Source organism: Algoriphagus aestuariicola (assembly GCF_017254835.1).
Lineage (GTDB): Bacteria > Bacteroidota > Bacteroidia > Cytophagales > Cyclobacteriaceae > Algoriphagus > Algoriphagus aestuariicola.
The window spans coordinates 20,572-43,202 of sequence record NZ_JAFKCW010000003.1; the positions used below are offsets into that span (position 1 = coordinate 20,572).

A 22,631-nucleotide genomic window follows, 5' to 3' on the forward strand; every position below is an offset into this window, starting at 1 on the left:
TAAAAGTTGGGCAGCTATGCCACATCACGTGGAGGGTGTCCCAACAATAGTTTATATTTTTTTCATATTGATTTGTTTGCTTTTTGGCTACTACATTTTCAGCCGTATGAAAAAAGATAAGAAAAATCCTCCTCTGAACTCAAAGATGAAAGTCATAGAACAAACTATAAAATCACTAAAAAAACCACCCCGATAATAATGGGGTGGTTTTTTTTTTTGAAAGTTCGAGATTGCAAATCTCGAACAGCGAATTCTTACATGAGTGAGCTTATCCCAAAATCTTAGCAGCTAGCCAGTCTCCGACTTCGGAAGTTTTGTAGGCTTTACCGCCTTCGGCAATATCTTCGGTCACAAAGCCTTCAGCCAGTGAAAGGTTCACCACATCGCTGATCGCTTGTGCTTCTGCCTTCAAGCCGAATGCATAATCAAACATCATCGCCGCAGACAATACCGTTCCAAGAGGATTGGCGATGTCTTTTCCGGCAGCCTGAGGATAGGAACCGTGGATCGGTTCGAATAACTTTACTTTGGAACCCAAAGAAGCGGATGGCATCAAGCCCATAGAACCGGAAATCACAGAAGCCTCGTCAGTCAGGATGTCCCCGAATAGGTTTTCGGTAATCAAGACGTCATAAGCTTTTGGCCACTGGATCAAGCGCATCGCTACGGCATCCACAAATTCGTATTCTACTTTTACGTCTGGATACTCAGGAGCCAATTCCTGTACAGTCTCTCTCCAAAGTCTGGAAGTTGCCATGACGTTTGCTTTGTCCACGCAAGTCAACAATTTTCTTCTTCCTTGAGCTGCTTCAAAGCCCATTCTGGCCAAGCGCACGATTTCCTCTTTGGTATACACGTTGGTATCAAAGGCTTTGGTTCCTTGCTCGTTACGACCTCTTGGTTCACCGAAGTACACCCCACCAGTCAATTCACGGAAGAATACAAAGTCCGCTCCGTCCACTCTGTCAAGCTTCAATGGCGACTTATGCACCAAAGATGGGAAAGTGAACGTTGGTCTTACGTTGGCAAAAAGGCCCAATTTCTGACGCATTCTCAATAAGCCTTGTTCAGGACGAACTTTGGCTTTAGGGTCATTGTCATATTTAGGGTCTCCGATAGCACCAAAAAGCACCGCGTCAGAGGAGGCACAGATCTCGTGAGTAGCATCTGGGTAAGGATCGCCTGTCGCATCGATCGCGCAAGCACCAACCAAGCCTTCTTTGTACGAAATTTTATGTCCAAATTTTTGTCCAATGGCATTTACAACCTTCACAGCTTGAGCCACTACTTCTGGGCCGATGCCATCACCCGGCAACAGCGCGATATTCATTTCCATATTTTGGGGATTCTTCTAGTTCTGGATTATAATTCATGGTTTCGATGATGTTGAGCATTTTTTCAGTGGCCATCATCGCCGCCACCGTCTGATCGGGATCCAAGCCTTTGGTCTTGAATATTTTACCATAATCCCAAGTGATCACCGTCTCCACAAAGGCGTCGGTCTTGCCTCCTGGAGGAATGGACACATGGTAATCGGTCAATTTGGGAAGCTCTTTCCCAAAGGATTTATATATCTTCTTGAGAGCCTTCATGAAGGAATCGTACTGCCCGTCTCCGGTGGCGATTTCGTCATAAATTTTCCCATGGATATTCATTCGAAGCTGCACGACAGGCTTCAGACCCTTGGAATGAGTCATGTGGTAGCCTTCAATGCTGATGTGCTTGGAGATGGAATTGTTTTGCAGAACATCCGAAATGATGTAAGGCAAGTCCTCTGTAGTCACCCGTTCTTTCTTGTCCCCGAGTTCGATGATTCGTTGGGTCACTCTTGCGAGCTCTTCCTTTTCGAGAGAAATGCCCAACTCTTCCAAATTTTTCAAAATGTTGGCCTTCCCGGAGGTTTTTCCCAAAGCATACTTTCTTTGACGGCCAAATCGCTCCGGCATCAGATCATTGAAATATAGGTTTTTCTTGTTGTCTCCATCTGCATGAATACCTGCGGTTTGGGTGAAGACATTTTCCCCAACCACCGGCTTATTTGCCGGAATGTGCTGACCAGAAAACTGCTCGACCAACTTGGAAACGCGGAAGATCTTCTGCTCTTGGATGCCAATCTGCAGGTCGGTAAAGTCCTTGATCACTGCCACGACAGATTCCAAAGGAGCGTTTCCTGCTCTTTCACCCAAACCATTGACAGTCGTATGAATGCCAGCTGCTCCATGGAGCACAGCTTCCATCACGTTGGCCACGGAAAGATCGTAGTCGTTGTGCGCGTGAAAGTCAAAATGTATCTCAGGAAACTGTGCGACTAACTGGCTGAAGTATTTGGTCACCTCATCCGGAGACAACAATCCGAGGGTATCGGGCAGCATGATTCGCTTCACTGGAAGCTTGGTCAGCAGCTCGATCAGTCTCATCGTGTATTCCTCAGAATTCCGCATTCCATTAGACCAGTCTTCCAAATAGACGTTGACTGAGACCCCTTTGCTTTGGGCATACTCAATGCTCTTTCGGATGTCCTCAAAATGCTGTTCTGGAGTTTTTTTCAACTGGTGAACCAGATGATTGAGCGAGCCCTTGGTCAGAAGGTTTAGTACCTTGGCACCTGCCTCGAGGATCCAATTAACGGATACTGGAGTATCTACGAATCCCAAAACCTCCACCCGATCCAGATAACCCTTTTGGGCGGCCCAATGGGTAATCTTTTGCACTCCCTCCAATTCCCCTTCAGAAACCCTTGCCGAAGCCACCTCTATCCGATCCACTTTGAGTTCTTCCAGAAGAAGCTTAGCGATCTGGAGTTTTTCCGAAGGCAAAAAGGAAACCCCTGAGGTCTGTTCTCCATCCCTCAGGGTAGTATCCATAAGTTCTATTCTTCTCTTTGCCTCCATTAGAGCAGATTATCTTGAAGCCGCGAAAGCGTCTATTTCAGAAGACATATTGAGAAGATAGTCGATGTCATCGAAGCCATTCTGCATATTGTCTTTCTTGTATTCATTGATGTCGAAGGACTCAGACTCTCCGGTAGCAAGCAAGGTTATTTTTTGCTCAGGAAGGCTGATTTCGATTTCTGTTTTTGGATCTGCGGTGATTGCTGCGAAAAGCTTATCTGCAAACTCCGCTGAAACTGTTACCGGAAGCACTCCGATATTCAGACAGTTGTTTTTGAAGATATCTGCAAAAAAGCTGGAAACTACGCAACGGAAGCCATAATCATAGATTGCCCAAACGGCGTGCTCGCGGCTGGATCCTGATCCGAAGTTTTTGCCGGCAACCAGGATTTTTCCGAAATAGGTGGTATCGTTAAGGACAAAATCCTTTTTGGGATTGCCTTCCACGTCATATCTCCAATCACGGAACAGGTTGTCGCCAAAGCCCTCACGCTCGGTTGCCTTTAGGAAACGAGCCGGGATGATCTGGTCAGTGTCCACGTTTTCGGTGGGCAATGGAACTGCCGTATCTCTTAGGACGGTGAATTTATCGTAAGCCATTTTTTTCGATTTGAAAGATTGGAAAATTGGAAGATTGATAGATCGGTGAAACCTGCTGGGGAAAGAAATCGAAAAGGACTCTCAAACCTCGGGCAAGCCGTGCTTCTCCATTCATACTTCTCGCTTCATATTTCTTAATTGGGAAATACTTCTCTTGGGTCAGTTATCATACCTGTCACAGCTACTGCTGCTACCGTCAACGGAGAAGCAAGCATTGTTCTTGCGCCTGGACCCTGACGGCCTTCGAAGTTTCTGTTGGAAGTAGACACTGCCAGTTTTCCAGAAGGAATCTTGTCATCGTTCATGGCGAGACACGCAGAGCAACCCGGCTGACGCAGTTCAAATCCTGCATCTTCCAAAATTTTCACCAAGCCTTCTTCGTACGCCTGTTTCTCCACTTCGCGAGATCCAGGAACAATCCAAGCAGTGATGTTGTCCGCTTTTCTTTTGCCTTTTACAAATTCAGCAACTGAGCGGATATCTTCGATTCGACCGTTAGTACAAGAACCTACGAAGACGTAATCCACTTGCTTACCTTTCACTGACTCACCCGGAGCAAAGCCCATGTAGTCCAAAGACTTCAAGTAAGAGGTCTTGTTAGATCCTTCCATTCCTTCTGTAGTCGGGATACTACCCACCACTTTGATTCCCATTCCTGGGTTAGTTCCGTAGGTGATCATCGGCTCGATGTCTGCGGCGTCATAGTGGTATTCTTTGTCGAAAGTAGCACCATCGTCCGTTCTTAACGTTTTCCAATGAGCTACAGCCTGATTCCACTCCTCTCCAGCTGGAGCATATTGCTTACCTTTCAGGTAGTTGAATGTAGTATCATCAGGAGCGATCAAGCCACCGCGTGCGCCCATCTCGATGGACATGTTGCAGATGGTCATTCTTGCTTCCATACTCAAATTTCTGATTGCAGAACCTGCATATTCCACAAAATAGCCTGTAGCTCCTGCTGCGGAAATTTTGGAAATGATGTACAAGATGATATCCTTGGATGTCACGCCATTGCCAAGCTCGCCTTCTACAGAAATTCTCATTTTCTTTGGCTTGGACTGCATGATACACTGCGTCGCCAAGACCATTTCCACTTCAGAAGTACCGATTCCGAAAGCAATCGCTCCGAAGGCACCATGCGTGGAAGTGTGGGAGTCACCGCATACGATAGTCATTCCAGGCTGAGTCACCCCCAACTCTGGACCGATCACGTGAACAATCCCGTGGTGGGCAGAACCCAAGTCATGCAGCTCGATTCCGTATTTCTTACAGTTCTCACGAAGCTTTTCCACTTGCATGCGAGAAAGCTTGTCTTTGATCGTCTGATCCTGATCCACTGTAGGAACATTGTGATCTGGAGTAGCGATCGTACGGTGAGGGTATTTTACTCCAATGCCTCGCTTCTCAAGGTTAAGAAATGCGACAGGAGAGGTCACTTCATGGATAAAATGCTTATCGATGAAGAATACATCCGGGCCAGCAGGTACCGATTTGACTACGTGTGAGTCCCAGATTTTATCAAATAATGTTGTCTTTTCCATAATTATGCAGTCGCGTATTCCTTGACCGGTATTTTGTTGAGGGCATCGACAAAAGCCTGCGCTGAGGCCAATACGATATCTTTGTTTGAGGCAAAACCATAATAAGGTTTGTCCGATTTGATAAGACGCATGTGTACTTTGGCCACATCGTCGCTTCCATGGGTAATGGCCTGAATCAGGAACTCCTCGAGATCCACTTGAGGTTTAACAATTTTCTCAATGGATTTCAGGACAGCATCGACAGGCCCAACGCCACTTGAGGAAGCTGTGTGAAGCTCATTTCCAATCTTCAAGCTTACTTGGGCATTGATAGAGCCATTTGAAGAATAGCTAACATGCTCCAACTCGATGAAATTGGACTCATCCATGTATTTTCCAACCAACTCCAGCAAATCCTTGCGTCCGATATCTCTTTTGGAGTCCGCCAAAATCAAGAATGCCTCATAGACTTCTCGCAATTCCTCACCTTCCAGTTCGACACCCAAAGCGTCCAAATGGTGCTTCAATGCCGCTCTACCAGATCTGGCTGTCAATACGATAGTCGATTCATCCACACCAACTTCCTTAGGATCGATGATCTCGTAGTTTTCTCTATGCTTCAAAACCCCATCTTGGTGAATACCGGATGAGTGAGCAAATGCATTTCTACCTACGATAGCCTTGTTGGGCTGTACTGGCATGTTCATCAGTTTGGATACCAATCGGCTGGTCTGGTAGATTCTTGGAGTGACAATATCGGTGTAAACCGGAATCGACTTATGGCACTTAATCGCCATCACCACTTCTTCCATTGAAGTATTCCCGGCTCGCTCGCCAATGCCGTTGATGGTGACTTCTACCTGACGGGCTCCATGCTGCACGCCTGAAATGGTATTCGCAGTTGCCATACCGAGGTCATTGTGGCAGTGGGTAGCGATGATGGCCTTGTCGATGTTGGGCACATTGTTTTTCAAGCTGGCAATGATCGCTCCGTATTGCTCAGGAAGGCAATAGCCGGTAGTATCCGGGATGTTGACTACCGTAGCACCTGCCTTGATCACCTCCTCGATGATCTTACAAAGGAAATCCGGCTCTGAACGTCCCGCATCCTCGGCGTAAAATTCCACGTCCTCCACAAATTTTTTGGCAAACTTCACCGCCGCCACGCCCCGGGCAATGATGTCCTCGGGGGTGGAGCGGAGTTTGTATTGGATGTGGTAGGGAGATACACCGATACCGGTGTGAATCCGTCCCTTCTTCGCATATTTGAGCGCTGAGGCTGCTACTTCGATATCTTTTTCTACAGCACGGGACAGTGCACAAATGATCGGATTGGAAACAGCCTTAGAAATCTCCTGCACCGAGTTGAAATCCCCCGGGCTTGAAATCGGGAAGCCTGCTTCGATAATATCCACGCCTAGGGCCTCTAGGGCCTGGGCAACCACGATCTTCTCCTGGGTATTCAGCTGACACCCGGGCACTTGCTCCCCATCTCTCAGGGTTGTATCAAAAATCCACAGCTTGTCACTCATAATATTTGGGGTTTGGGGTTTTAGTTATTCTCAGGTCTCAACTGACGGACGACCGCGCCGGCCTGCCACATTTCAGACTCTCTCAACTCTTTCAATTCTTGCTCAAGCTTCTCTCTGTAATCTGCCTTGGAGTTGGAATCGATGGACTTCTGAGCTTCCTTGCCTGTCTTCACCGAGTCATATAGAGCCTCGAAAACCGGCTTAGTTGCGTCACGGAAAGGCTTCCACCAGTCCAATGCGCCTCGCTGGGCCGTAGTGGAGCAGTTGGCATACATCCAGTCCATTCCGTTTTCGGCTACCAAAGGCATCAAAGATTGGGTTAATTCTTCTACGGTTTCGTTAAAAGCTTCGGATGGCGTGTGACCATTTGCTCTCAACACTTCGTACTGCGCTGCAAAGATCCCTTGGATCGCACCCATCAGGGTACCTCTTTCTCCAGTCAAGTCGGAGGTCACTTCTCTGTAGAAATCAGTTTCAAACAAGTATCCAGATCCAACTCCAATACCCAAAGCGATAACACGGTCTTTGGCTTTGCCAGTTCCATCCTGGAAGATCGCATAGGATGAGTTCAATCCACGACCTTCTACAAACATTCTTCTCAGAGAAGTACCAGAACCCTTTGGAGCCACCAAGATCACATCAATGTCAGCTGGAGGGATGATGCCGGTCTTTTCCTTGTAAGTCACGCCAAATCCATGGGAGAAATAAAGCGCTTTGCCAGGAGTCAGGTGCTTCTTGACAGTTGGCCAAAGGGTAATCTGGCCTGCGTCAGAGAGCAAAAACTGAATAATGGTGCCTTTTTCACAGGCTTCTTCGATTTCAAACAGGGTCTCACCTGGCACCCAGCCGTCAGAGATGGCTTTGTCCCAAGTCTTAGAGCCTTTTCTCTGGCCCACGATCACGTTGAAGCCGTTGTCTTTCAGGTTGAGCGCCTGTCCAGGTCCCTGTACGCCGTAACCAATTACTGCGATCACTTCGTCTTTGAGCACCTCGCGGGCTTTTTCCAATGGAAATTCATCCCTGGTTACTACGTTTTCTTCAACTGTGCCGAATTTTAATTTCATAAGTTTATAGTTTGATTTTTGAAGGCTATATGGAATCTCGCATGGCTTAGGATCAACTTAAAGGCGGAAGAACCTCCCCGCGCTCGATTTCATGATATAAGGTTTAATAGTTTGTCGTTGCTTCGATTGAAATAATTACTTGATGAATGATTCTATGGTAAGCATGCGCTTGGCCACCGCCACCCTTCCAGATCTTGCAAATTCCAGCAGGCCGTAGCCTTTGAGGATTTCCAGCAGCTCCTGGGTTTGCTCCTTGTGCCCCGTGAGTTCCAATACCACAAATTCCGGCTCGGCTGCGATTATTTTAGCGTTGTGCTGGCGGATGATCTTTTCCAAGCCCCCGTCCAAACGGGAGACGGGAATCTTGTACAGTGCGATCTCCTGATAGACCACTCCCTCATCTTCGTGATAAAAGGCCTTGATTACATCGATGATCTTCTCGATCTGATTGACGAGTTGGATGACCGTGTCCTCGTTGGCCGTCACCTCGATGGTGATTCGGTGAATTCCTGGAATACGGCTTTCCGAAGCCGTAAGAGCATCAATATTTATCCCACGGCGGGTAAAAATAATGGTGATCCGGTTGAGAATTCCGATGAAATTCTCGGTAATGACGAAAATGGTGTAACGCTTCATAGGTTGGGATTAGCTAAGTCTTACCTCTTCTACCGAACAGCCCGTGGCTATCATCGGAAATACGTTGTCCTCTTTCTCGACGACCACTTCCAGAAAGAACGGCCCGTCGTGAATGAACATGTCTTCGATGGCCTCCTTCAGGTCGGCCCGATCAGAAACTTTCTGGGATTTGATATTGTAGGCTTCGGCAATCTTGATAAACTCCGGATTGTCCAATTCTGTAAACGAATAGCGTTTGTCAAAGAACATCTGCTGCCATTGGCGCACCATTCCTAGGTAGTTGTTATTCAACAACACAATTTTCACCGGCGCTTTGGTCTGCATGATCGTACCCAGCTCTTGGATAGTCATCTGGATCCCCCCGTCACCAACTACGCAAATGACCTGACGAGAATAATCGTGCAATTGTGCCCCCAGCGCCGCCGGAAGTGCAAAACCCATGGTACCCAAACCTCCTGAAGTCACTTGGGTTCTCGACTTCTTGTAGTTGAAATACCTCCAGGCGATCATCTGGTGCTGCCCAACGTCAGTTACCAAAACCGCATCGTCAGCCTTGTATTGGTTGATCTGGTGAATGACTTCACCCATAGTCAAGCCAAGTTTGGTAGGCGTGATATCGTGTTGCATTACCGCAGCCTTCTCCTGCTGCTCAAATTCACGGAAACGAGCCATCCAGGATTCATGCTTTTTGGCTTCAATTGCCGCAGTCAGCATAGAAAGACTTTCCTTGCAATCACCAACCACAGCGACATTTGCTTTCACATTCTTGTTGACTTCTGCTGGATCCAACTCAAGATGGATGACTTTTGCCTGCTTGGCATAGCGCTTTAAATCGCCAGTAACCCGGTCGTCAAAACGCATCCCAACCGCAATGAGGACATCGCACTGGTTGGTAAGCATATTTGGGGCGTAGTTTCCATGCATACCCAATTTCCCAACATAATTTGGATGGTCCTGAGGCAAGGCGCCTGAGCCCAACAGCGTCGAAGCAGCTGGAATCCCGGATTTGTCGAGGAAAAACTTCAACTCAGCTTCTGCTTTTCCCAAAACGACGCCTTGCCCAAAAAGCAAATAAGGTCTCTCGGCCTTGTTGATTAGCTCGGCAGCCTCCTGGATTTTCGTTTTTTCTACCGGCTCGTAGGTTTTGTAAGACCTGAATCCCAAGCAGGGAACGTAGTTAAACTCTCCAAAATCCGTCTGGGCATTTTTTGTAATATCTATCAAAACCGGCCCTGGCCTACCAGAACGGGCAATGAAAAAGCCTTTTGCGATAGCTGGGGCTATATCTTCAACTCTTCGAACCTGAATATTCCACTTCGTAGCTGGCATCGAAATACCGACCACGTCAGTTTCTTGAAAAGCATCAGTTCCCAACAGATGCGCTGCTACCTGACCGGTGATACATACCAACGGCGTGCTGTCGATTTGAGCGTCAGCCAAACCAGTGATGAGGTTGGTTGCCCCTGGGCCTGAAGTAGCTAAGCAGACTCCGACTTTGCCAGAGACTCTTGCATAGCCCTGAGCAGCATGAATAGCGCCTTGCTCGTGTCGGGTCAATACATGTTTGATTTGCTCATGATAGTCGTAGAGCGCATCGTAAACTGGCATGATGGCTCCTCCGGGATATCCGAAAATAACCTCCGCCTGCTCTGCGATAAGTGACCGAACAACTATGTCCGCACCTCTGATCATCATGTCCTTCATAGGCTTAGAATTTATCTGTTACGCAACCCTCAGAAGCGGTTGCCACAAGTTTGTTGTATTTTTTGAGTGTTCCTTGAAGCCCTTCGATTGGGCGGGGAGACCAGGTGCTGCGGCGATTTGCAAATTCTTCCTCCGACACATCGACTGACAAATTTAAGCCATCGGCATCGATAGTGATGATATCTCCGTCTTTCAAAAGCCCGATCGGCCCGCCGCTCCAAGCTTCAGGAGTAACGTGTCCTACGACGAATCCGTGCGTCCCACCGGAGAATCTCCCGTCGGTGATCAGCGCCACGTCAGAGCCAAGCCCTGCCCCGATGATCATCGAAGTTGGCTTTAGCATCTCCGGCATTCCCGGAGCACCTTTAGGGCCGACGCTTCTGATCACAATCACATCACCGGATTTGACCTGATGATCACGGATCGCGTCATTGGCTTCCTGCTCGGAATCAAATACTCGGGCGGGTCCAGTAAAGGAGGTTCCTTCTTTTCCCGTGATCTTGGACACAGCACCTTCCGGTGCGAGATTCCCCTTTAGGATACAGAGGTGTCCTGTTTTCTTCAGCGGGGACTCCACTGGATGAATGACATTGACCATCGAAGGGACGATGGCATCTATATTCTCGAGGTTTTCAGCCAATGTTTTGCCGGTCACTGTCATGCAGTCACCGTGAAGGTATCCTTTGTCCAAGAAGTACTTCATGAATGCAGGGAGTCCTCCCTGCTCATGAAGGTCTTCCATCATGAACTTTCCGGAAGGCTTGAAGTCGCCCAACATCGGTGTTGTCGCATTGATTGCCTTGAAGTCTTCCAAGGTAAAATCGACTTCGGCGGTCTTGGCAATAGCCAAAAGGTGCAGAACCGCATTGGTACTTCCTCCCAAAGCGATTGTCACTCGAACCGCATTTTCGATGCTTTTGCGGGTGATGATGTCTTTCGGTTTAATATCTCTCTCCAGGAGAATCCGCATGTATTTGTTGACTTCTTGGCATTCTCTCAGTTTCTCTGCAGAATTTGCAGGATAAGAGGAGGAGTAAGGAAGAGACATCCCCATCGCCTCGATCGCCGAGCTCATGGTGTTGGCGGTGTACATTCCTCCACAAGCACCCTTGCCAGGACAAGCGTTGCGGATCACCCCGTCATAATCTTCGTCAGAAATGGTGCCCTGCACGCGCTTTCCAAACGCTTCAAATGCCGACACGATGTTCAGTTTTTCTCCTTTGTAGTGACCAGAGGCGATGGTACCACCGTAAAGCACGATCGCAGGACGATTGGTTCTCAACAATCCCATGATCGCCCCGGGCATATTTTTGTCACAGCCAGGCACGGCAATGCAGGCATCGAAGGAATGACCGAGGATGAAGGACTCGATGGAATCGGCGATGATCTCCCTGGAAACCAAAGAATAGCGCATTCCCAGAGTTCCCATGGATGTGCCGTCGGAAATACCGATGGTATTAAAAACCAAACCGGTCAGATCATATTCCTGGGAGGATTGCTTGATCAGACCGGCGAAGTCATTGAGGTGCATATTGCAGGGGTTACTTTCATAGCCACAACTCGCTATCCCTACAAAAGGCTGTTTCATCTTTTTGTCGCTCAAGCCAGTGGCATAAAGCATGGCTTTGCCCGCCGGATGTTCGTCGTTGTCGCTTATTTCCCAACTGTATTTCTTAAGATTGCTTAGGGTCATATTTATGCTAAATAAAAAAGTGCCTCAGGTCGGTGAGGCACTTTAGATTTTTATATACTGGATTATAATGGTCTAGTGCCTCACTTCGAAAATCCGACGAGAATAATAAAGCTTAGGAGGACGACCAGAGGTAAAGACATATCGCGGTTTGAGGTTTGATGCTTCGGTTGCGAATCACACGACAATATTAAAACCCAATCTTGAGACTTACAATATTTAATTCTTCGCAATTCGTTCTTCACAAATTTTAATATTAGGAAAAAATATTTTTTATGAAATATTATATTGATTTTATCCGATATTCAAAATCAATTTTTGAAAAATCGCGTAAAAAAAGAGATTTGTCGAAATTTTGTATCGATTTCGAGAATATTCAAATTTTTCGAAAATTTATTCTCTTTTATTTAAGAAAAAAAATGATACACTGATAAATACCTAAAATTTATCGGAAAGATTAGGGAATTTTCAAAGAGGAAACAAGAATTCTTTCTGAATCTTATTCGATTATTTTTGTCCAAACATCTTTTCCATGATCAGCTTTCCCAATGCAAAAATCAACCTGGGCCTCCATATCACAGCGAAACGCAAAGACGGATACCATGACATCGAAACCTGCATGGTCCCAATTCCTCTGTTCGACGCGCTGGAGATGATCATTGATAAGAAGTCCGCTTGGACTTCGACAGGCCTACCCATACCCGGAGACCCCAAAGACAATCTGATCCTCAAAGCGGAAAAACTCCTCAAAAAGGACTTTCCGGGGCTGCCAAATTTGAATATGCATCTACATAAGAACATCCCTATGGGCGCTGGATTGGGTGGAGGATCGGCTGACGGTGCATTTGCGCTCAAGCTGATGAACAATCTTTTCGATTTACATCTGGATGATTTTTTCCTGGAAGAATACGCTGCCCAACTTGGAAGCGACTGCCCCTTTTTCATCGAAAACAGACCAAAAATCGCTCGTGGCCGTGGGGAAATACTCTCGGAGATAAATTTATCCTTACAAGGAATTCACCTAGTGCTCATCAATCCCGGAATCCATGTCGGCACCAAAGAAGCATACGCAGGAGTAACACCAACTTCTGCCAAAGTGGCCTTGGAGGAAGTGATAGCCGATCGCTCTCGGTGGAAGGAAGAGCTTGTGAACGATTTCGAAGTCAGCGTCTTTGGCCGCTATCCGGAAATCAGTGAGATCAAAAGTAAAATGTACGATTTAGGCGCTTTCTACGCCGCGATGTCCGGCTCTGGTTCCTCGGTCTTTGGATTGTTTGAGGAAAAACCCAAAGCAACAGACTGGAAGGGAAGCTATTTTGTCTTCGAGGCCGATCTTTAAAAAATTCATTTTCAAATCATTAGCGACCAAAACATTATTTATATTTGTAATTTATTAATATAAAACACAATGGCAACTTTCACTTCCACGCTTCCAGACGAACTGCTCCAAAGGCTTACGGACTACGCAAAGAAGCTTTCGCTTCCCAAAAACAAGCTAATGGAAAATGCGCTCAACCTGTATCTTGAACATCTGAAACGAGCCGAATACGTCAAATCCTATGGCGCCACCGCCCAAGACGAAGACATATTGGCTGTGGCAGAAGAAGGAATGGACACCTACCTCAAACAGATAGAAGGTGAAGCAGGGTGAGATTTGGATGTCTGACCTAAACCCTGTTATGGGTTCTGAACAAGCAGGTAGACGGCCTGTGGTGATACTTAGCGGGAACCTGATGAACAAGTTTTTACAAGTAGTCATCGCCGCACCACTCACATCCAAAATCAAAAATTACCATGGAAACCCAATCCTGAATCCGTCAGGGAGAAATGGCTTAAAAGTCATTTCTGAACTTTTGGTTTTTCATGTTCGCTCAGTCTCTAAACAGCGCCTGATCGAAAAAATAGGAGAAGTTGAGAAAGAAGAACTCAATATGGCCTTAGGCACTTTGAATGATCTTACCACCCTTTGAGACTTTTAGCCTAGCGGTCTTACAGGCTTTCTCCTTTTATTCCAAAAATTCAGCAAAGGATAGAGGAGCACCGAGACGAGGATCACTAGCGTGCCCAGGTAAAATTGCGGGGTCATTTTTTCGCTCTCTCCAAAAATCAACACCGCCAAAACTATCCCGTACACCGGCTCGAGATTCACGGTCAAGTTGATAGTGAAAACCGAAAGCCTTTTCATCAGCTCTACTGAAACCGAAAAAGCATAAACGGTACAAACTCCCCCCAAAATCAACAACCACAACCAATCCGACCCTTTCCAACCCAATTGCAAGGGCTGTCCCTCTGTGAGAAAAGCAGCGTACACAGGCATAAAAGCGAAAGCAAATACACAGGCAGCAGCCATCTCATAAAAGGTAATCTGGTAAGGACTGTGCTTTCGCGTCAACCGACCATTCAACACGGAAAACAAGGCTCCCAAGAACGCAGAAACCAAAGCCATGGCAAGACCAATCCAATACCCGCTTTCAAATTGGAAAATCACCAACAAACCCGAAATCACCAGCAATCCCAAAGCAACTTCATACCATTTGATCTTCGTTCTGTTGACAAAAGGATCCACAAATGCCGTCCAAAGCGAGGTGGTGGCCATACCCGCCAAGCAAACGGACGCGGTGGACAGCTTAGCAGACCAAAAAAAGAAAATCCAATGCAGCGAAATCAAGACGCCAACCCCGGTGATCTTGAGCATGGCAGGCCAAGAGACGAGAAGTGGCTTTTTTCTAAAAAAACAGACTGCAACCATACCCACAGCCGCGATCAGGGTTCGATAGAAAACCAATTCCAAGGAAGGCAGGCTGATGAGAAGTCCCAGGATAGCCGTAAAACCCCAGATCAACACGATGAAATGGAGCATGAAATAGTCTCGAATCGTCGCCTTTCCGACCATCTATCTAGGGACGGTTTTGTAGAGCACCAGGCCGGTAAGCGCAAAAAGGATGTTCGGCAGCCAGACGGCGAGAATAGGATATTGGGTGCCGTTTTCAGCAAAAGTCCTGGAAAGGATGAAAAGCAGAATGTATACAAAAGCCAGCAAGAATCCCATGGCAATCTGGAAACCTGAGCCGCCCCGTGTCTTTCTGGCTGACATGATCACTCCGATAAAAGTCAGAATCAATGCTGCAAAAGGCGACATCAGACGCACGTAGCGCTCTATTCTATAAAAATTCACGTTGTCGGCGCCTCGCTCTTCCAGCACCTTGATCTGCCTACTTAGTTCGGGGAGTTTCAAGGTTTCATGATGATTCTCCGGAAGGTTGAAATCCTCCGGAGAAATAGACAAAACCGTGTCGAGTTCTTTTCCGACGGTGTAATCTTCCCCTCGCTCTTGAAGTTTTCGAAGTTTCCAGTTTTCCAGCCTCCAGACATTCTTAGCCGTATCCCACTGGATTCTATCCGCAGAAAGCTTTGCCAACAACTCCCCGTCCTTGATCTCTTCAAGGGTAAAATAGTAGCCCGTATTATTGGCCTTAAAATATCGAGTCAAAAATGCGTAGGAATCTGGACCTACTTTGATATGGATATTTGGATCGGACGAAGCCCTGCCTTTGTCCAAATAGGCAATCTTAAACCGGGAAACCCCCGCCGTGGCACCAGGCAGAATCCACCCGTTCATCAAAAAGCTGACCGCCCCGATCATCGCCGCCCCCAGTAGAAACGGACGAAGCATACGCACAAAACTGACTCCAGAGCTCAGAATCGCCACGATCTCGGTTCTCCCGGCCATCTTGGATGTGATAAAGATGACTGCGATAAAAACCGTGATTGGAGTGAGCAGGTTATTGAGGTAGAGGCCATAATTGCCCATGTACCTCAATATCTCTCCCGCTGGCACCGAGTTGCGGATATAGGTGTCATTCTTTTCCGTGAAGTCTAAAACTAGAACAATCAGGATCAGCATAACGACCACAAAGAAGTAGGTCTTCAGAAATTCCTTGATGATCAGCTTGTCAAGAATCTTCATGCTTATAGCCGAGTGCTTACTTTTTTTACCATCTGATCCTTCCAAACGGCAAAATCGCCAGCAAGGATATGCTCCCTCGCCTGGCCTACGAGCCAAAGGTAAAAGCTCAAGTTGTGTATACTGGCAATCTGGGCAGCCAAAATCTCCTTAGAAACCGTCAGGTGCCTGAGGTAGGCTTTGCTGTAAAAGGTGCTCGCATAGTTGCCTATTGAAGGGTCTATGGAACTGAAGTCGTCCTTCCACTTTTCATTTCGGATATTGATGATCCCCTCGGAGGTGAACAGCATCCCGTTGCGGGCGTTTCGGGTGGGCATCACGCAGTCAAACATGTCCACGCCCAGCGCGATGCATTCGAGTATATTGGCGGGGGTGCCTACTCCCATCAGGTAGCGAGGCTTGTCAGCAGGCAAAATATCCGTAACCAACTCGGTCATTTCATACATCATCTCTGCGGGCTCCCCTACCGAAAGGCCACCGATTGCATTGCCTTCGCGACCTCTTGAGGCGATGAATTCCGCACTCTGCTTTCGCAGATCCTTGTATACCGAGCCTTGGACGATGGGAAAAAGCGTCTGGCTATACCCGTATTTCCCCTCAGTCGCATCAAAACGCTGGATACATCGATCCAGCCAGCGATGCGTCATCTCCATAGACTTTCGCGCGTAGCCATATTCGCAAGGGTAAGGCGTACACTCGTCAAAAGCCATAATTATATCCGCTCCAATAGTTCTTTGGATATCCATCACTCCCTCTGGGGAAAAGATATGCTTCGAGCCATCGATATGTGATTTGAAGGTGACCCCTTCTTCGTTGATTTTGCGTGTGCCGGCAAGGGAAAAAACCTGGTAACCTCCAGAGTCGGTCAGAATCGGGCGATCCCAGCCGTTAAATCCATGAAGTCCGCCAGCCTTCTCCAAGATATCCAAGCCAGGGCGGAGGTAAAGATGGTACGTGTTGCCGAGGATAATTTGTGCCTGAATATCCTCCTTCAGCTCACGCTGGTGCACAGCCTTGACCGTGCCAGCAGTGCCAACGGGCATGAAAATGGGCGTTTGGATCGTTCCGTGATCGGTGGTAAGCGTGCCTACTCGGGCTTTGGTTTGGATATCTTTTTGTATTGGCGTAAACTTCATGCTGCGATCAGAGCCTGTAGAAATACCCTACAAAATGCCCCTTTTTGCTCGCAAAAATATCCACTTATTCTTAAATGACTTGCTGAAATTGATTTTATATTTGCCCAGCAAAATCGACCTATGGGCCTATTTTTACTCTGGTTTTTCTTTGGCATCGGCGTTATCATTCAGGCAGTTTATCTCTTGGTGATCTTCGGACGGACAGCCTGGTTCAAATCACCTTCCAAGTCTTCGAACAACCAGATCCCTGAGGAGGGCGTGACTGTCCTTGTCGCTGCCCACAATGAGTACCACAACCTCAAAACCCTCATCCCCAAGCTCTTTGAGCAGGATTACCCCAAATTTGACGTAATGATCGTCAACGATCGTAGCACTGACCGGACCAAACGTCTGCTCGAGGAATTGATGGTAAAGTATCCCAAGCTCCGCTCTGTCACGATCAAATACACGCCCAAACATGTTACCGCGAAAAAGTTTGCGCTCACACTCGGTATCAAAGTGGCCAAAAATGACGTCATCCTATTGACTGACGCAGACTGTATGCCGAGCAGCGAACAATGGATACGAAAGATGACCGCCCCGATACGTGAAGAAGGCAAGACTTTTTCCCTTGGATTTTCCGGCTACGAGGTCAAGGCCGGATTGCTAAACCGTTGGATTCAGTTTGAAACCATACTTACGGCACTGTTTTATTTTTCCTTTGGGCTTTGGAATGCTCCATTCATGGGAATCGGCAGAAACTTGTCTTACCGAAAAAGCTTCTTTATGGAGGCGAAAGGTTTTAGGTGGCTCTGGCATATCGAAGGCGGGGACGACGACCTCTTTGTCAACCAATATGCTACCGGCAAAAACACTTCCCTGGTCATAGATCCGGAGGCGAATACGACTTCGATTCCCAAGGAAACCTGGAAGGACTATCTGCTCCAGAAAAAGCGTCACCTCCATGCGGGCAAATATTACCGCAGCGAAGACAAGCGAAAGATTGGACTATTCCCCCTTTCCCATGGACTTTTTTGGGTTGGCGGCATAGGTTTGTTGTTTTATTTTGGATTCGGCCAGCAATGGGAACAATTTTCGATCGTTTTAGGTATTATTTTACTACGATCGTTTTTGGTTGTGAGGATTTTCAACTCCGCTTCCAAAAAAGTTCAGGGATCCACCGCTCCAATGAATGTCCTGGTCAATGACTTTATGTACTTGGCCTACTTCTGGGTTTTGGGATCAGTATCTTATCAGGCAAAAGACATCCAATGGAAATAAATGAACGCGGTTTTTCGAATAAGGCACTCGAGGATTTTGATCTCATCGATAGAGCCGTCATGGAAAAAGACCAGCAGGCCTACGCTACCCTGATGAAGCGGTACAAAAAGGCCGTTTATTTCATGATCCTAAAGATGATCCGCGACGCCGACGATGCGGAGGACCTGACCATGGAAGCTTTTGCAAAGGCCTTTAGAAATCTCCAGCGATTCAAGAAAGACTACACCTTCAGTACTTGGTTGTTCCGGATTGCCACCAATAATACCATCGACTTTATCCGGAAAAAAAAGCTCAAGACCATGAGCTTGAACAACACCATGTCGGATGACAGCGGCAACTCGGTCAATATCGACGTGGAAGACGACGATAACAATCCCCAAGACGAATTTATCAAGTCCCAACGGATCGAGATGGTGCGGATTTTCGTGGACAAGCTCCCGGCAAAATACCGGAAGTTGGTGCAATTGCGCTACTTCGATGAACTTTCCTATGAGGAAATAGCCCAGGAATTGGACAAGCCGCTGGGCACGGTCAAAGCCCAGCTTCACCGCTCTCGGGAATTGCTCTACGAAATTGCCGCTGGCAAAGAAAAACACATCTGATGAACCCAGGCACCCAGCTGATTCTCTCCTACTTTCCTGATCTAAGCGAAAAGCAGATCGAGCAGTTTGACCGCTTGCAGGAGCTCTACGAAGACTGGAACTCCAAGATCAATGTGATCAGCCGTAAGGACATGGAGCAGTTTTATGTCCACCATGTCCTACATTCTTTGGGCATTGCCAAAGTGATGCGTTTCCAGCCAGGCACCAAAGTGCTGGACATAGGCACTGGCGGTGGTTTCCCGGGGATCCCCTTGGCGATTCTTTTTCCAGACACCCACTTTCATCTTGTCGACTCTATTGGCAAGAAAATCAGCGTGGTGAAGGAAGTTGCCAAATCATTGAAGCTCAGCAATATCGAGGCACAGCAAGCTAGGGCAGAGACTTTGGTAAGGAAGTACGACTTCGTGGTCAGCAGAGCAGTGACTCGCATGATCAATTTCTACCCTTGGGTCAAAGGCAAGATCAAGCGCGAGGACATCAACGAATTCCAAAACGGTATCCTGTATCTCAAAGGCGGGGATGTGGATGAGGAAATGGAGGAGCTGGACAAGTCCTATGTCACTTACCATTTGGAAGATTACTTCAAGGAGAATTTTTTTGAGACCAAAAAGGTCGTCTACATGCCTTGGGAGGATAAACGTTAAAAGTTATTTTTTGAAATCCAGTAACATAGGAAAATGCCTAGTAAAGCAATAGGCTACGACTCCGCCCATGCGATGCTAGGTTTTTTGGCTTGGATTGATATCACCTATTGGCATTTTTGAGGTTAGAACATCAGCTGGCTTCCCTTTTTGTAGCTATTTGGGAAAATGATTTTTCCAAAGTTCACCTTTCGAAACGCAGCATTTACCCCATTTAGATTTGGTCTATTTCCCTGGTTCAACCACCCGAATTATCTTACTAACAATATTTAACAAAATAGTTACGCTATTTTTAATAAATAATTAATAATATACCAGTGTTAAAACGTTTATCAGAATAATCGTTTGGTGATTACCGACACTTCGATCTTGAGCTGTCATCCTATGCGAAGATGCACCGGTAATAATTTTTGAAATGAGTCTAGTTTTAGTCATGTATTTTATAGTTGAAAAAAATAACACTGAAAAAAATGAAATTTTTCCTTTCATTCCTTCTTTTGGCTGCCGTCACTTTTGCTTCGCAAGCCCAATCCAAACTTACCATTCGGGGAATAGTGAAAGACACCACCAACGTCTCGCTTGACTACACCTCTGTACTTCTTCTTAGTCCAAAAGATTCTGCCTTGGTGGCCTACACTTTGACTAATAAAGCAGGAGAATACCAATTCAAGAACGTAGACCGGCAACCCCTACTCATCAAAGCCACCTACATGGGCTACCTCCCCTTCCAAAAGGAACTGGTTCTACCCGAAACAGATATTTTGGAGGTGGACGAGATTCAGTTGAAGCCCATCCTTCAGGAACTTTATGAAGTGGTGGTAAAAGCTGCCAAAGCACCTTTGATGATGCGTGGCGATACCCTGGAATACGATGCAAGCAAATTCAAAGTACCGCCTGGAGCGACTCTGGAAGATTTACTGCGCAAGCTACCCGGAATGCAGATTGATGCGAATGGAAATATCATCGCCCAAGGAGAGCAAGTGCAGAAGGTAACAGTGGATGGGAGGCGTTTTTTCGGAGGGAATACCAAAATGGCCACGCAAAACCTGAATGCCGAATCGATAAGCAAGCTTCAGCTGTTTGATGACAAGTCGGAACAGTCCAAACTCACCGGTGTGGAAGATGGCGTGAAGGAAAAAACCCTGAATGTAGAGCTTAAGGAAGAAGCGAAAAAAGGAGGTTTTGGTAAAGTCTCAGCTGCCGGAGGGACCGATGAAAGGTGGACCGCAAATGCCTCATTCAACAAGTTTGATAAAGTAAACCAGTTTTCAGTCATCGGCTATGGCAACAATGTGAACCAATCCGGCCTGAGCTGGGATGACTTGCAAGAGTTTAGGGGCAGCAGTGCTTTCCAATTTGGTGATACTGGAGATTTCGGTTTTAGTGGAGGCGGAGGCAATTACATTGTTTTTTCAGGAGGGGACAATGAGGAATCCTTCGAAATTCCCTTCAATAATCTCAACTCAGGCTATTCCAACAATCAGGCTGTTGGCATCAATTACAACTACCTGAAAGACAAAAAGGACTTCAGCAGCAACTATTTCTATAGCCGAAGTGACCAAATCCTGGAGAGCGTCAATAGCAGAACCAACTTTCTACAGGACAATACCTCCTTCACCTCCACTGACCAAAGTAGACAAAACAATATGGCAGGTCACCATCGGGTAAATCTTCGGTTTCAAAATGAACTCGACAGCGCAAACACTATCACCCTAACCGCGAAGGGACGCTTAAGTACGCTCAATACCATCTTGTTCAGCCATCAGGAGCTGATACGCAGCACCCTGGAGCAAAGCCAAATGGATCGGGACAACCAATCTGACAAATGGTCGGGAGCTTTTCAAGGCACAGCAATCTATCGACATAAATTCAAAAAAAATGGGCGGAATTTTGCTGCCAGCATCAGTGACACCTATAGTAAGGCAGACCAGGATGGCACTCAAAAAGCCGTAGTGGACCACCTGAACTCGACAGATCCGAATACTTACTTCCAAAGCTTGGATCAAGTCATACAGGCATTGAATGGTTCGAACCTGATCAAATCAAGCCTACTCTATGTCGAACCCATCAAGAAGATATTCTTTTGGGAGACTTTCTACAATTTCAGCCAATCTACGAGCGAAACAAACCGACAAGTGTACGATGTGGAGACGAGTGACACGAGAGAGCTAAATCCTGAGCTCAGCCGGTTTTTTGACAACAAAATTACCTATAACAGGATTGGTTCCAGTATCCGATATGCGAATAAGGGCTCTAACCTCAGCGTGGGAATAGCCGCATCCAACTATCGGCTGAACGGGGAGTTTTCAGTGGTAGAAGGCAGTGAGATCCTGGGCAGAGTGGACAAGATCTACCTCAATTTCACCCCCAACGTATCCTATTGGAAAACCATGAAGGGCAACAAGCGGATCAACGCAAGCTATGCCATGGGGGTGACTCCGCCAAGTATTGCAGACCTACAGCCATTCAAGGACATTTCCAATCCGCTCTATATCCGGGAAGGAAATCCAGATCTGGAACCCGAAGTATCCCATTCTTTCAACACCGGATACAACATGTATGATCCGGCTACTTTTATAAATTTCCGGTTCTCATTCAATGCTACGTTCTATCAAAATCAGGTCGTACAAAACCAGACTATAAATCCGGAAACCCTTGTCACTACCTACAAATCTGGAAATGCTTCCGGAGGACAGCGCTTTTACCCCTATGTAGGCTTTGGCTTTCCCATCGTAAAGACCAAGGCAAACGCATACCTATATGCAAATCCATCCTACACCAAAAGCCTCTCCCTAATCAATTCCATCGAAACGGAGACACATACCTACAGCCATAACTTTGGGGCAAACTTTGACCTGACACCTTTGGAATGGCTCGGCCTCTATGCCGGGTCATCCTTCCGCCTGAGCAAAACCGATTACGAGCAAAACCCTTCCCAAAACCAGGATATCGTAAACTGGAGCGCTTACAGCAATGCAAACATCAAACTCCCCAAGGACTTCTACCTGGATGTGAAATTCAACTACAATCGATACAAAAACGAAAGCTTTGGATTTGACCAGAAAGTACCAATTCTCAATGCATCCTTCTACAAACTACTCGGTGAGGCAAAAAAATGGGAAGTCAGACTTTCGGCCAATGATATCTTCAATAAAAACCAAACGATCAGTCAGTATGCAGGACAAAACTACGTATCCACGGGAAGAATCGAGACTTTGGCTAGGTATTTCCTACTCGGATTGACCTACAACATGCGAGGAATAGAAGTCAAAGCCAGAAGATAACTTTAACTAGTGTTATGCTAACTCCTAAATGACATTTCGACTTAGTAACTCCCGTTACTCAGGTGCTTAAGGTGACCCCGTATTGTCAGGTCGAGCGGAGTCGAGAC

19 protein-coding genes are annotated in these 22,631 nt (G+C 46.8%); 7 read left to right on the top strand and 12 right to left on the bottom strand.

Annotation, left to right across the window (positions count from 1 at the left end; translation table 11 throughout):
• Positions 1 to 268: 268 nt before the first annotated feature.
• From leuB to ilvD, 9 genes are all read right to left on the bottom strand, one after another.
• Complete coding sequence (leuB, locus tag J0A67_RS12625; RefSeq protein WP_206569730.1) at positions 269 to 1,336, bottom strand: 3-isopropylmalate dehydrogenase; 1,068 nt, start codon at positions 1,334 to 1,336, stop codon at positions 269 to 271.
• A complete protein-coding gene (locus J0A67_RS12630) occupies positions 1,305 to 2,891 on the bottom strand; it encodes a hydroxymethylglutaryl-CoA lyase-like TIM-barrel protein (protein WP_206569731.1) in 1,587 nt (528 codons plus the stop codon). Before J0A67_RS12630 ends, leuB begins: the two co-directional genes overlap by 32 nt.
• Positions 2,892 to 2,900: 9 nt before the next feature.
• A complete protein-coding gene (gene leuD, locus J0A67_RS12635) occupies positions 2,901 to 3,491 on the bottom strand; it encodes a 3-isopropylmalate dehydratase small subunit (protein WP_206569732.1) in 591 nt (196 codons plus the stop codon).
• 134 nt (positions 3,492 to 3,625) lie between these two features.
• Entirely contained in the window at positions 3,626 to 5,032 is a 1,407-nt protein-coding gene (leuC, locus tag J0A67_RS12640) for a 3-isopropylmalate dehydratase large subunit (protein ID WP_206569733.1), read from the bottom strand.
• 2 nt (positions 5,033 to 5,034) lie between these two features.
• On the bottom strand, positions 5,035 to 6,543 hold the full coding sequence (locus tag J0A67_RS12645) for a 2-isopropylmalate synthase (RefSeq protein ID WP_206569734.1): 1,509 nt from the start codon (positions 6,541 to 6,543) through the stop codon (positions 5,035 to 5,037).
• Between the two features lie 20 nt (positions 6,544 to 6,563).
• On the bottom strand, positions 6,564 to 7,607 hold the full coding sequence (gene ilvC, locus J0A67_RS12650) for a ketol-acid reductoisomerase (RefSeq protein WP_206569735.1): 1,044 nt from the start codon (positions 7,605 to 7,607) through the stop codon (positions 6,564 to 6,566).
• A gap of 135 nt (positions 7,608 to 7,742) precedes the next feature.
• Positions 7,743 to 8,243: an acetolactate synthase small subunit gene (gene ilvN / locus J0A67_RS12655; protein WP_206569736.1), complete on the bottom strand. Its 501-nt coding sequence runs from the start codon at positions 8,241 to 8,243 to the stop codon at positions 7,743 to 7,745.
• A gap of 9 nt (positions 8,244 to 8,252) precedes the next feature.
• Positions 8,253 to 9,947, bottom strand: a complete 1,695-nt coding sequence (gene ilvB, locus J0A67_RS12660; RefSeq protein WP_241265184.1) for a biosynthetic-type acetolactate synthase large subunit — start codon at positions 9,945 to 9,947, stop codon at positions 8,253 to 8,255.
• 4 nt (positions 9,948 to 9,951) lie between these two features.
• Positions 9,952 to 11,640 (bottom strand): dihydroxy-acid dehydratase, encoded by a 1,689-nt coding sequence (ilvD, locus tag J0A67_RS12665; protein WP_206569737.1) that lies wholly within the window; start codon positions 11,638 to 11,640, stop codon positions 9,952 to 9,954.
• Positions 11,641 to 12,169: 529 nt separating this feature from the next.
• Here ilvD and ispE point away from each other — a divergent pair.
• The 3 genes from ispE to J0A67_RS12680 all read left to right on the top strand — a co-directional run bounded on the left by ispE (position 12,170) and on the right by J0A67_RS12680 (position 13,607).
• Entirely contained in the window at positions 12,170 to 12,976 is an 807-nt protein-coding gene (gene ispE / locus J0A67_RS12670; protein ID WP_206569738.1) for a 4-(cytidine 5'-diphospho)-2-C-methyl-D-erythritol kinase, read from the top strand.
• Positions 12,977 to 13,045: 69 nt separating this feature from the next.
• The gene (locus J0A67_RS12675; protein WP_206569739.1) at positions 13,046 to 13,288 is read left to right on the top strand and encodes a ribbon-helix-helix domain-containing protein; all 243 of its coding nucleotides are present in this window, start codon (positions 13,046 to 13,048) and stop codon (positions 13,286 to 13,288) included.
• 28 nt (positions 13,289 to 13,316) lie between these two features.
• A complete protein-coding gene (locus J0A67_RS12680) occupies positions 13,317 to 13,607 on the top strand; it encodes a type II toxin-antitoxin system PemK/MazF family toxin (protein WP_241265185.1) in 291 nt (96 codons plus the stop codon).
• A 5-nt stretch (positions 13,608 to 13,612) separates the two neighbouring features.
• Here J0A67_RS12680 and J0A67_RS12685 read toward each other — a convergent pair whose 3' ends face one another.
• The 3 genes from J0A67_RS12685 to tgt are packed head-to-tail and all read right to left on the bottom strand — an operon-like array spanning position 13,613 to position 16,737.
• Positions 13,613 to 14,530 carry a DMT family transporter gene (locus J0A67_RS12685; RefSeq protein ID WP_206569741.1) on the bottom strand — a complete coding sequence of 306 codons (918 nt, stop codon included), beginning with the start codon at positions 14,528 to 14,530 and terminating at the stop codon, positions 13,613 to 13,615.
• Positions 14,531 to 15,604, bottom strand: coding sequence for an LptF/LptG family permease (locus tag J0A67_RS12690; protein WP_206569742.1), 1,074 nt, complete (start codon positions 15,602 to 15,604; stop codon positions 14,531 to 14,533).
• Positions 15,605 to 15,606: 2 nt separating this feature from the next.
• Positions 15,607 to 16,737 carry a tRNA guanosine(34) transglycosylase Tgt gene (gene tgt / locus J0A67_RS12695; protein WP_206569743.1) on the bottom strand — a complete coding sequence of 377 codons (1,131 nt, stop codon included), beginning with the start codon at positions 16,735 to 16,737 and terminating at the stop codon, positions 15,607 to 15,609.
• A gap of 120 nt (positions 16,738 to 16,857) precedes the next feature.
• On the opposite strand from tgt, the gene J0A67_RS12700 reads away from it, so the two are divergent.
• From J0A67_RS12700 to J0A67_RS12715, 4 genes are all read left to right on the top strand, one after another.
• Positions 16,858 to 17,997 (top strand): glycosyltransferase, encoded by a 1,140-nt coding sequence (locus J0A67_RS12700; protein ID WP_206569744.1) that lies wholly within the window; start codon positions 16,858 to 16,860, stop codon positions 17,995 to 17,997.
• Positions 17,988 to 18,599 carry an RNA polymerase sigma factor gene (locus tag J0A67_RS12705; protein WP_206569745.1) on the top strand — a complete coding sequence of 204 codons (612 nt, stop codon included), beginning with the start codon at positions 17,988 to 17,990 and terminating at the stop codon, positions 18,597 to 18,599. Before J0A67_RS12700 ends, J0A67_RS12705 begins: the two co-directional genes overlap by 10 nt.
• A complete protein-coding gene (gene rsmG, locus J0A67_RS12710; RefSeq protein WP_206569746.1) occupies positions 18,599 to 19,243 on the top strand; it encodes a 16S rRNA (guanine(527)-N(7))-methyltransferase RsmG in 645 nt (214 codons plus the stop codon). The genes J0A67_RS12705 and rsmG overlap by 1 nt, the downstream gene beginning before the upstream one ends.
• A gap of 467 nt (positions 19,244 to 19,710) precedes the next feature.
• Positions 19,711 to 22,524, top strand: a complete 2,814-nt coding sequence (locus J0A67_RS12715) for a TonB-dependent receptor (protein WP_206569747.1) — start codon at positions 19,711 to 19,713, stop codon at positions 22,522 to 22,524.
• The last annotated feature ends 107 nt before the right edge of the window (positions 22,525 to 22,631 follow it).

Bases quoted from the DNA above. Each gene is read 5' to 3' on its own strand.
- leuB (WP_206569730.1), bottom strand. From the start codon at position 1,336: ATGGAAATGAATATCGCGCTGTTGCCGGGTGATGGCATCGGCCCAGAA.
- J0A67_RS12630 (WP_206569731.1), bottom strand. From the start codon at position 2,891: ATGGAGGCAAAGAGAAGAATAGAACTTATGGATACTACCCTGAGGGAT.
- leuD (WP_206569732.1), bottom strand. From the start codon at position 3,491: ATGGCTTACGATAAATTCACCGTCCTAAGAGATACGGCAGTTCCATTG.
- leuC (WP_206569733.1), bottom strand. From the start codon at position 5,032: ATGGAAAAGACAACATTATTTGATAAAATCTGGGACTCACACGTAGTC.
- J0A67_RS12645 (WP_206569734.1), bottom strand. From the start codon at position 6,543: ATGAGTGACAAGCTGTGGATTTTTGATACAACCCTGAGAGATGGGGAG.
- ilvC (WP_206569735.1), bottom strand. From the start codon at position 7,607: ATGAAATTAAAATTCGGCACAGTTGAAGAAAACGTAGTAACCAGGGAT.
- ilvN (WP_206569736.1), bottom strand. From the start codon at position 8,243: ATGAAGCGTTACACCATTTTCGTCATTACCGAGAATTTCATCGGAATT.
- ilvB (WP_241265184.1), bottom strand. From the start codon at position 9,947: ATGAAGGACATGATGATCAGAGGTGCGGACATAGTTGTTCGGTCACTT.
- ilvD (WP_206569737.1), bottom strand. From the start codon at position 11,640: ATGACCCTAAGCAATCTTAAGAAATACAGTTGGGAAATAAGCGACAAC.
- ispE (WP_206569738.1), top strand. From the start codon at position 12,170: ATGATCAGCTTTCCCAATGCAAAAATCAACCTGGGCCTCCATATCACA.
- J0A67_RS12675 (WP_206569739.1), top strand. From the start codon at position 13,046: ATGGCAACTTTCACTTCCACGCTTCCAGACGAACTGCTCCAAAGGCTT.
- J0A67_RS12680 (WP_241265185.1), top strand. From the start codon at position 13,317: ATGGGTTCTGAACAAGCAGGTAGACGGCCTGTGGTGATACTTAGCGGG.
- J0A67_RS12685 (WP_206569741.1), bottom strand. From the start codon at position 14,530: ATGGTCGGAAAGGCGACGATTCGAGACTATTTCATGCTCCATTTCATC.
- J0A67_RS12690 (WP_206569742.1), bottom strand. From the start codon at position 15,604: ATGAAGATTCTTGACAAGCTGATCATCAAGGAATTTCTGAAGACCTAC.
- tgt (WP_206569743.1), bottom strand. From the start codon at position 16,737: ATGAAGTTTACGCCAATACAAAAAGATATCCAAACCAAAGCCCGAGTA.
- J0A67_RS12700 (WP_206569744.1), top strand. From the start codon at position 16,858: ATGGGCCTATTTTTACTCTGGTTTTTCTTTGGCATCGGCGTTATCATT.
- J0A67_RS12705 (WP_206569745.1), top strand. From the start codon at position 17,988: ATGGAAATAAATGAACGCGGTTTTTCGAATAAGGCACTCGAGGATTTT.
- rsmG (WP_206569746.1), top strand. From the start codon at position 18,599: ATGAACCCAGGCACCCAGCTGATTCTCTCCTACTTTCCTGATCTAAGC.
- J0A67_RS12715 (WP_206569747.1), top strand. From the start codon at position 19,711: ATGAAATTTTTCCTTTCATTCCTTCTTTTGGCTGCCGTCACTTTTGCT.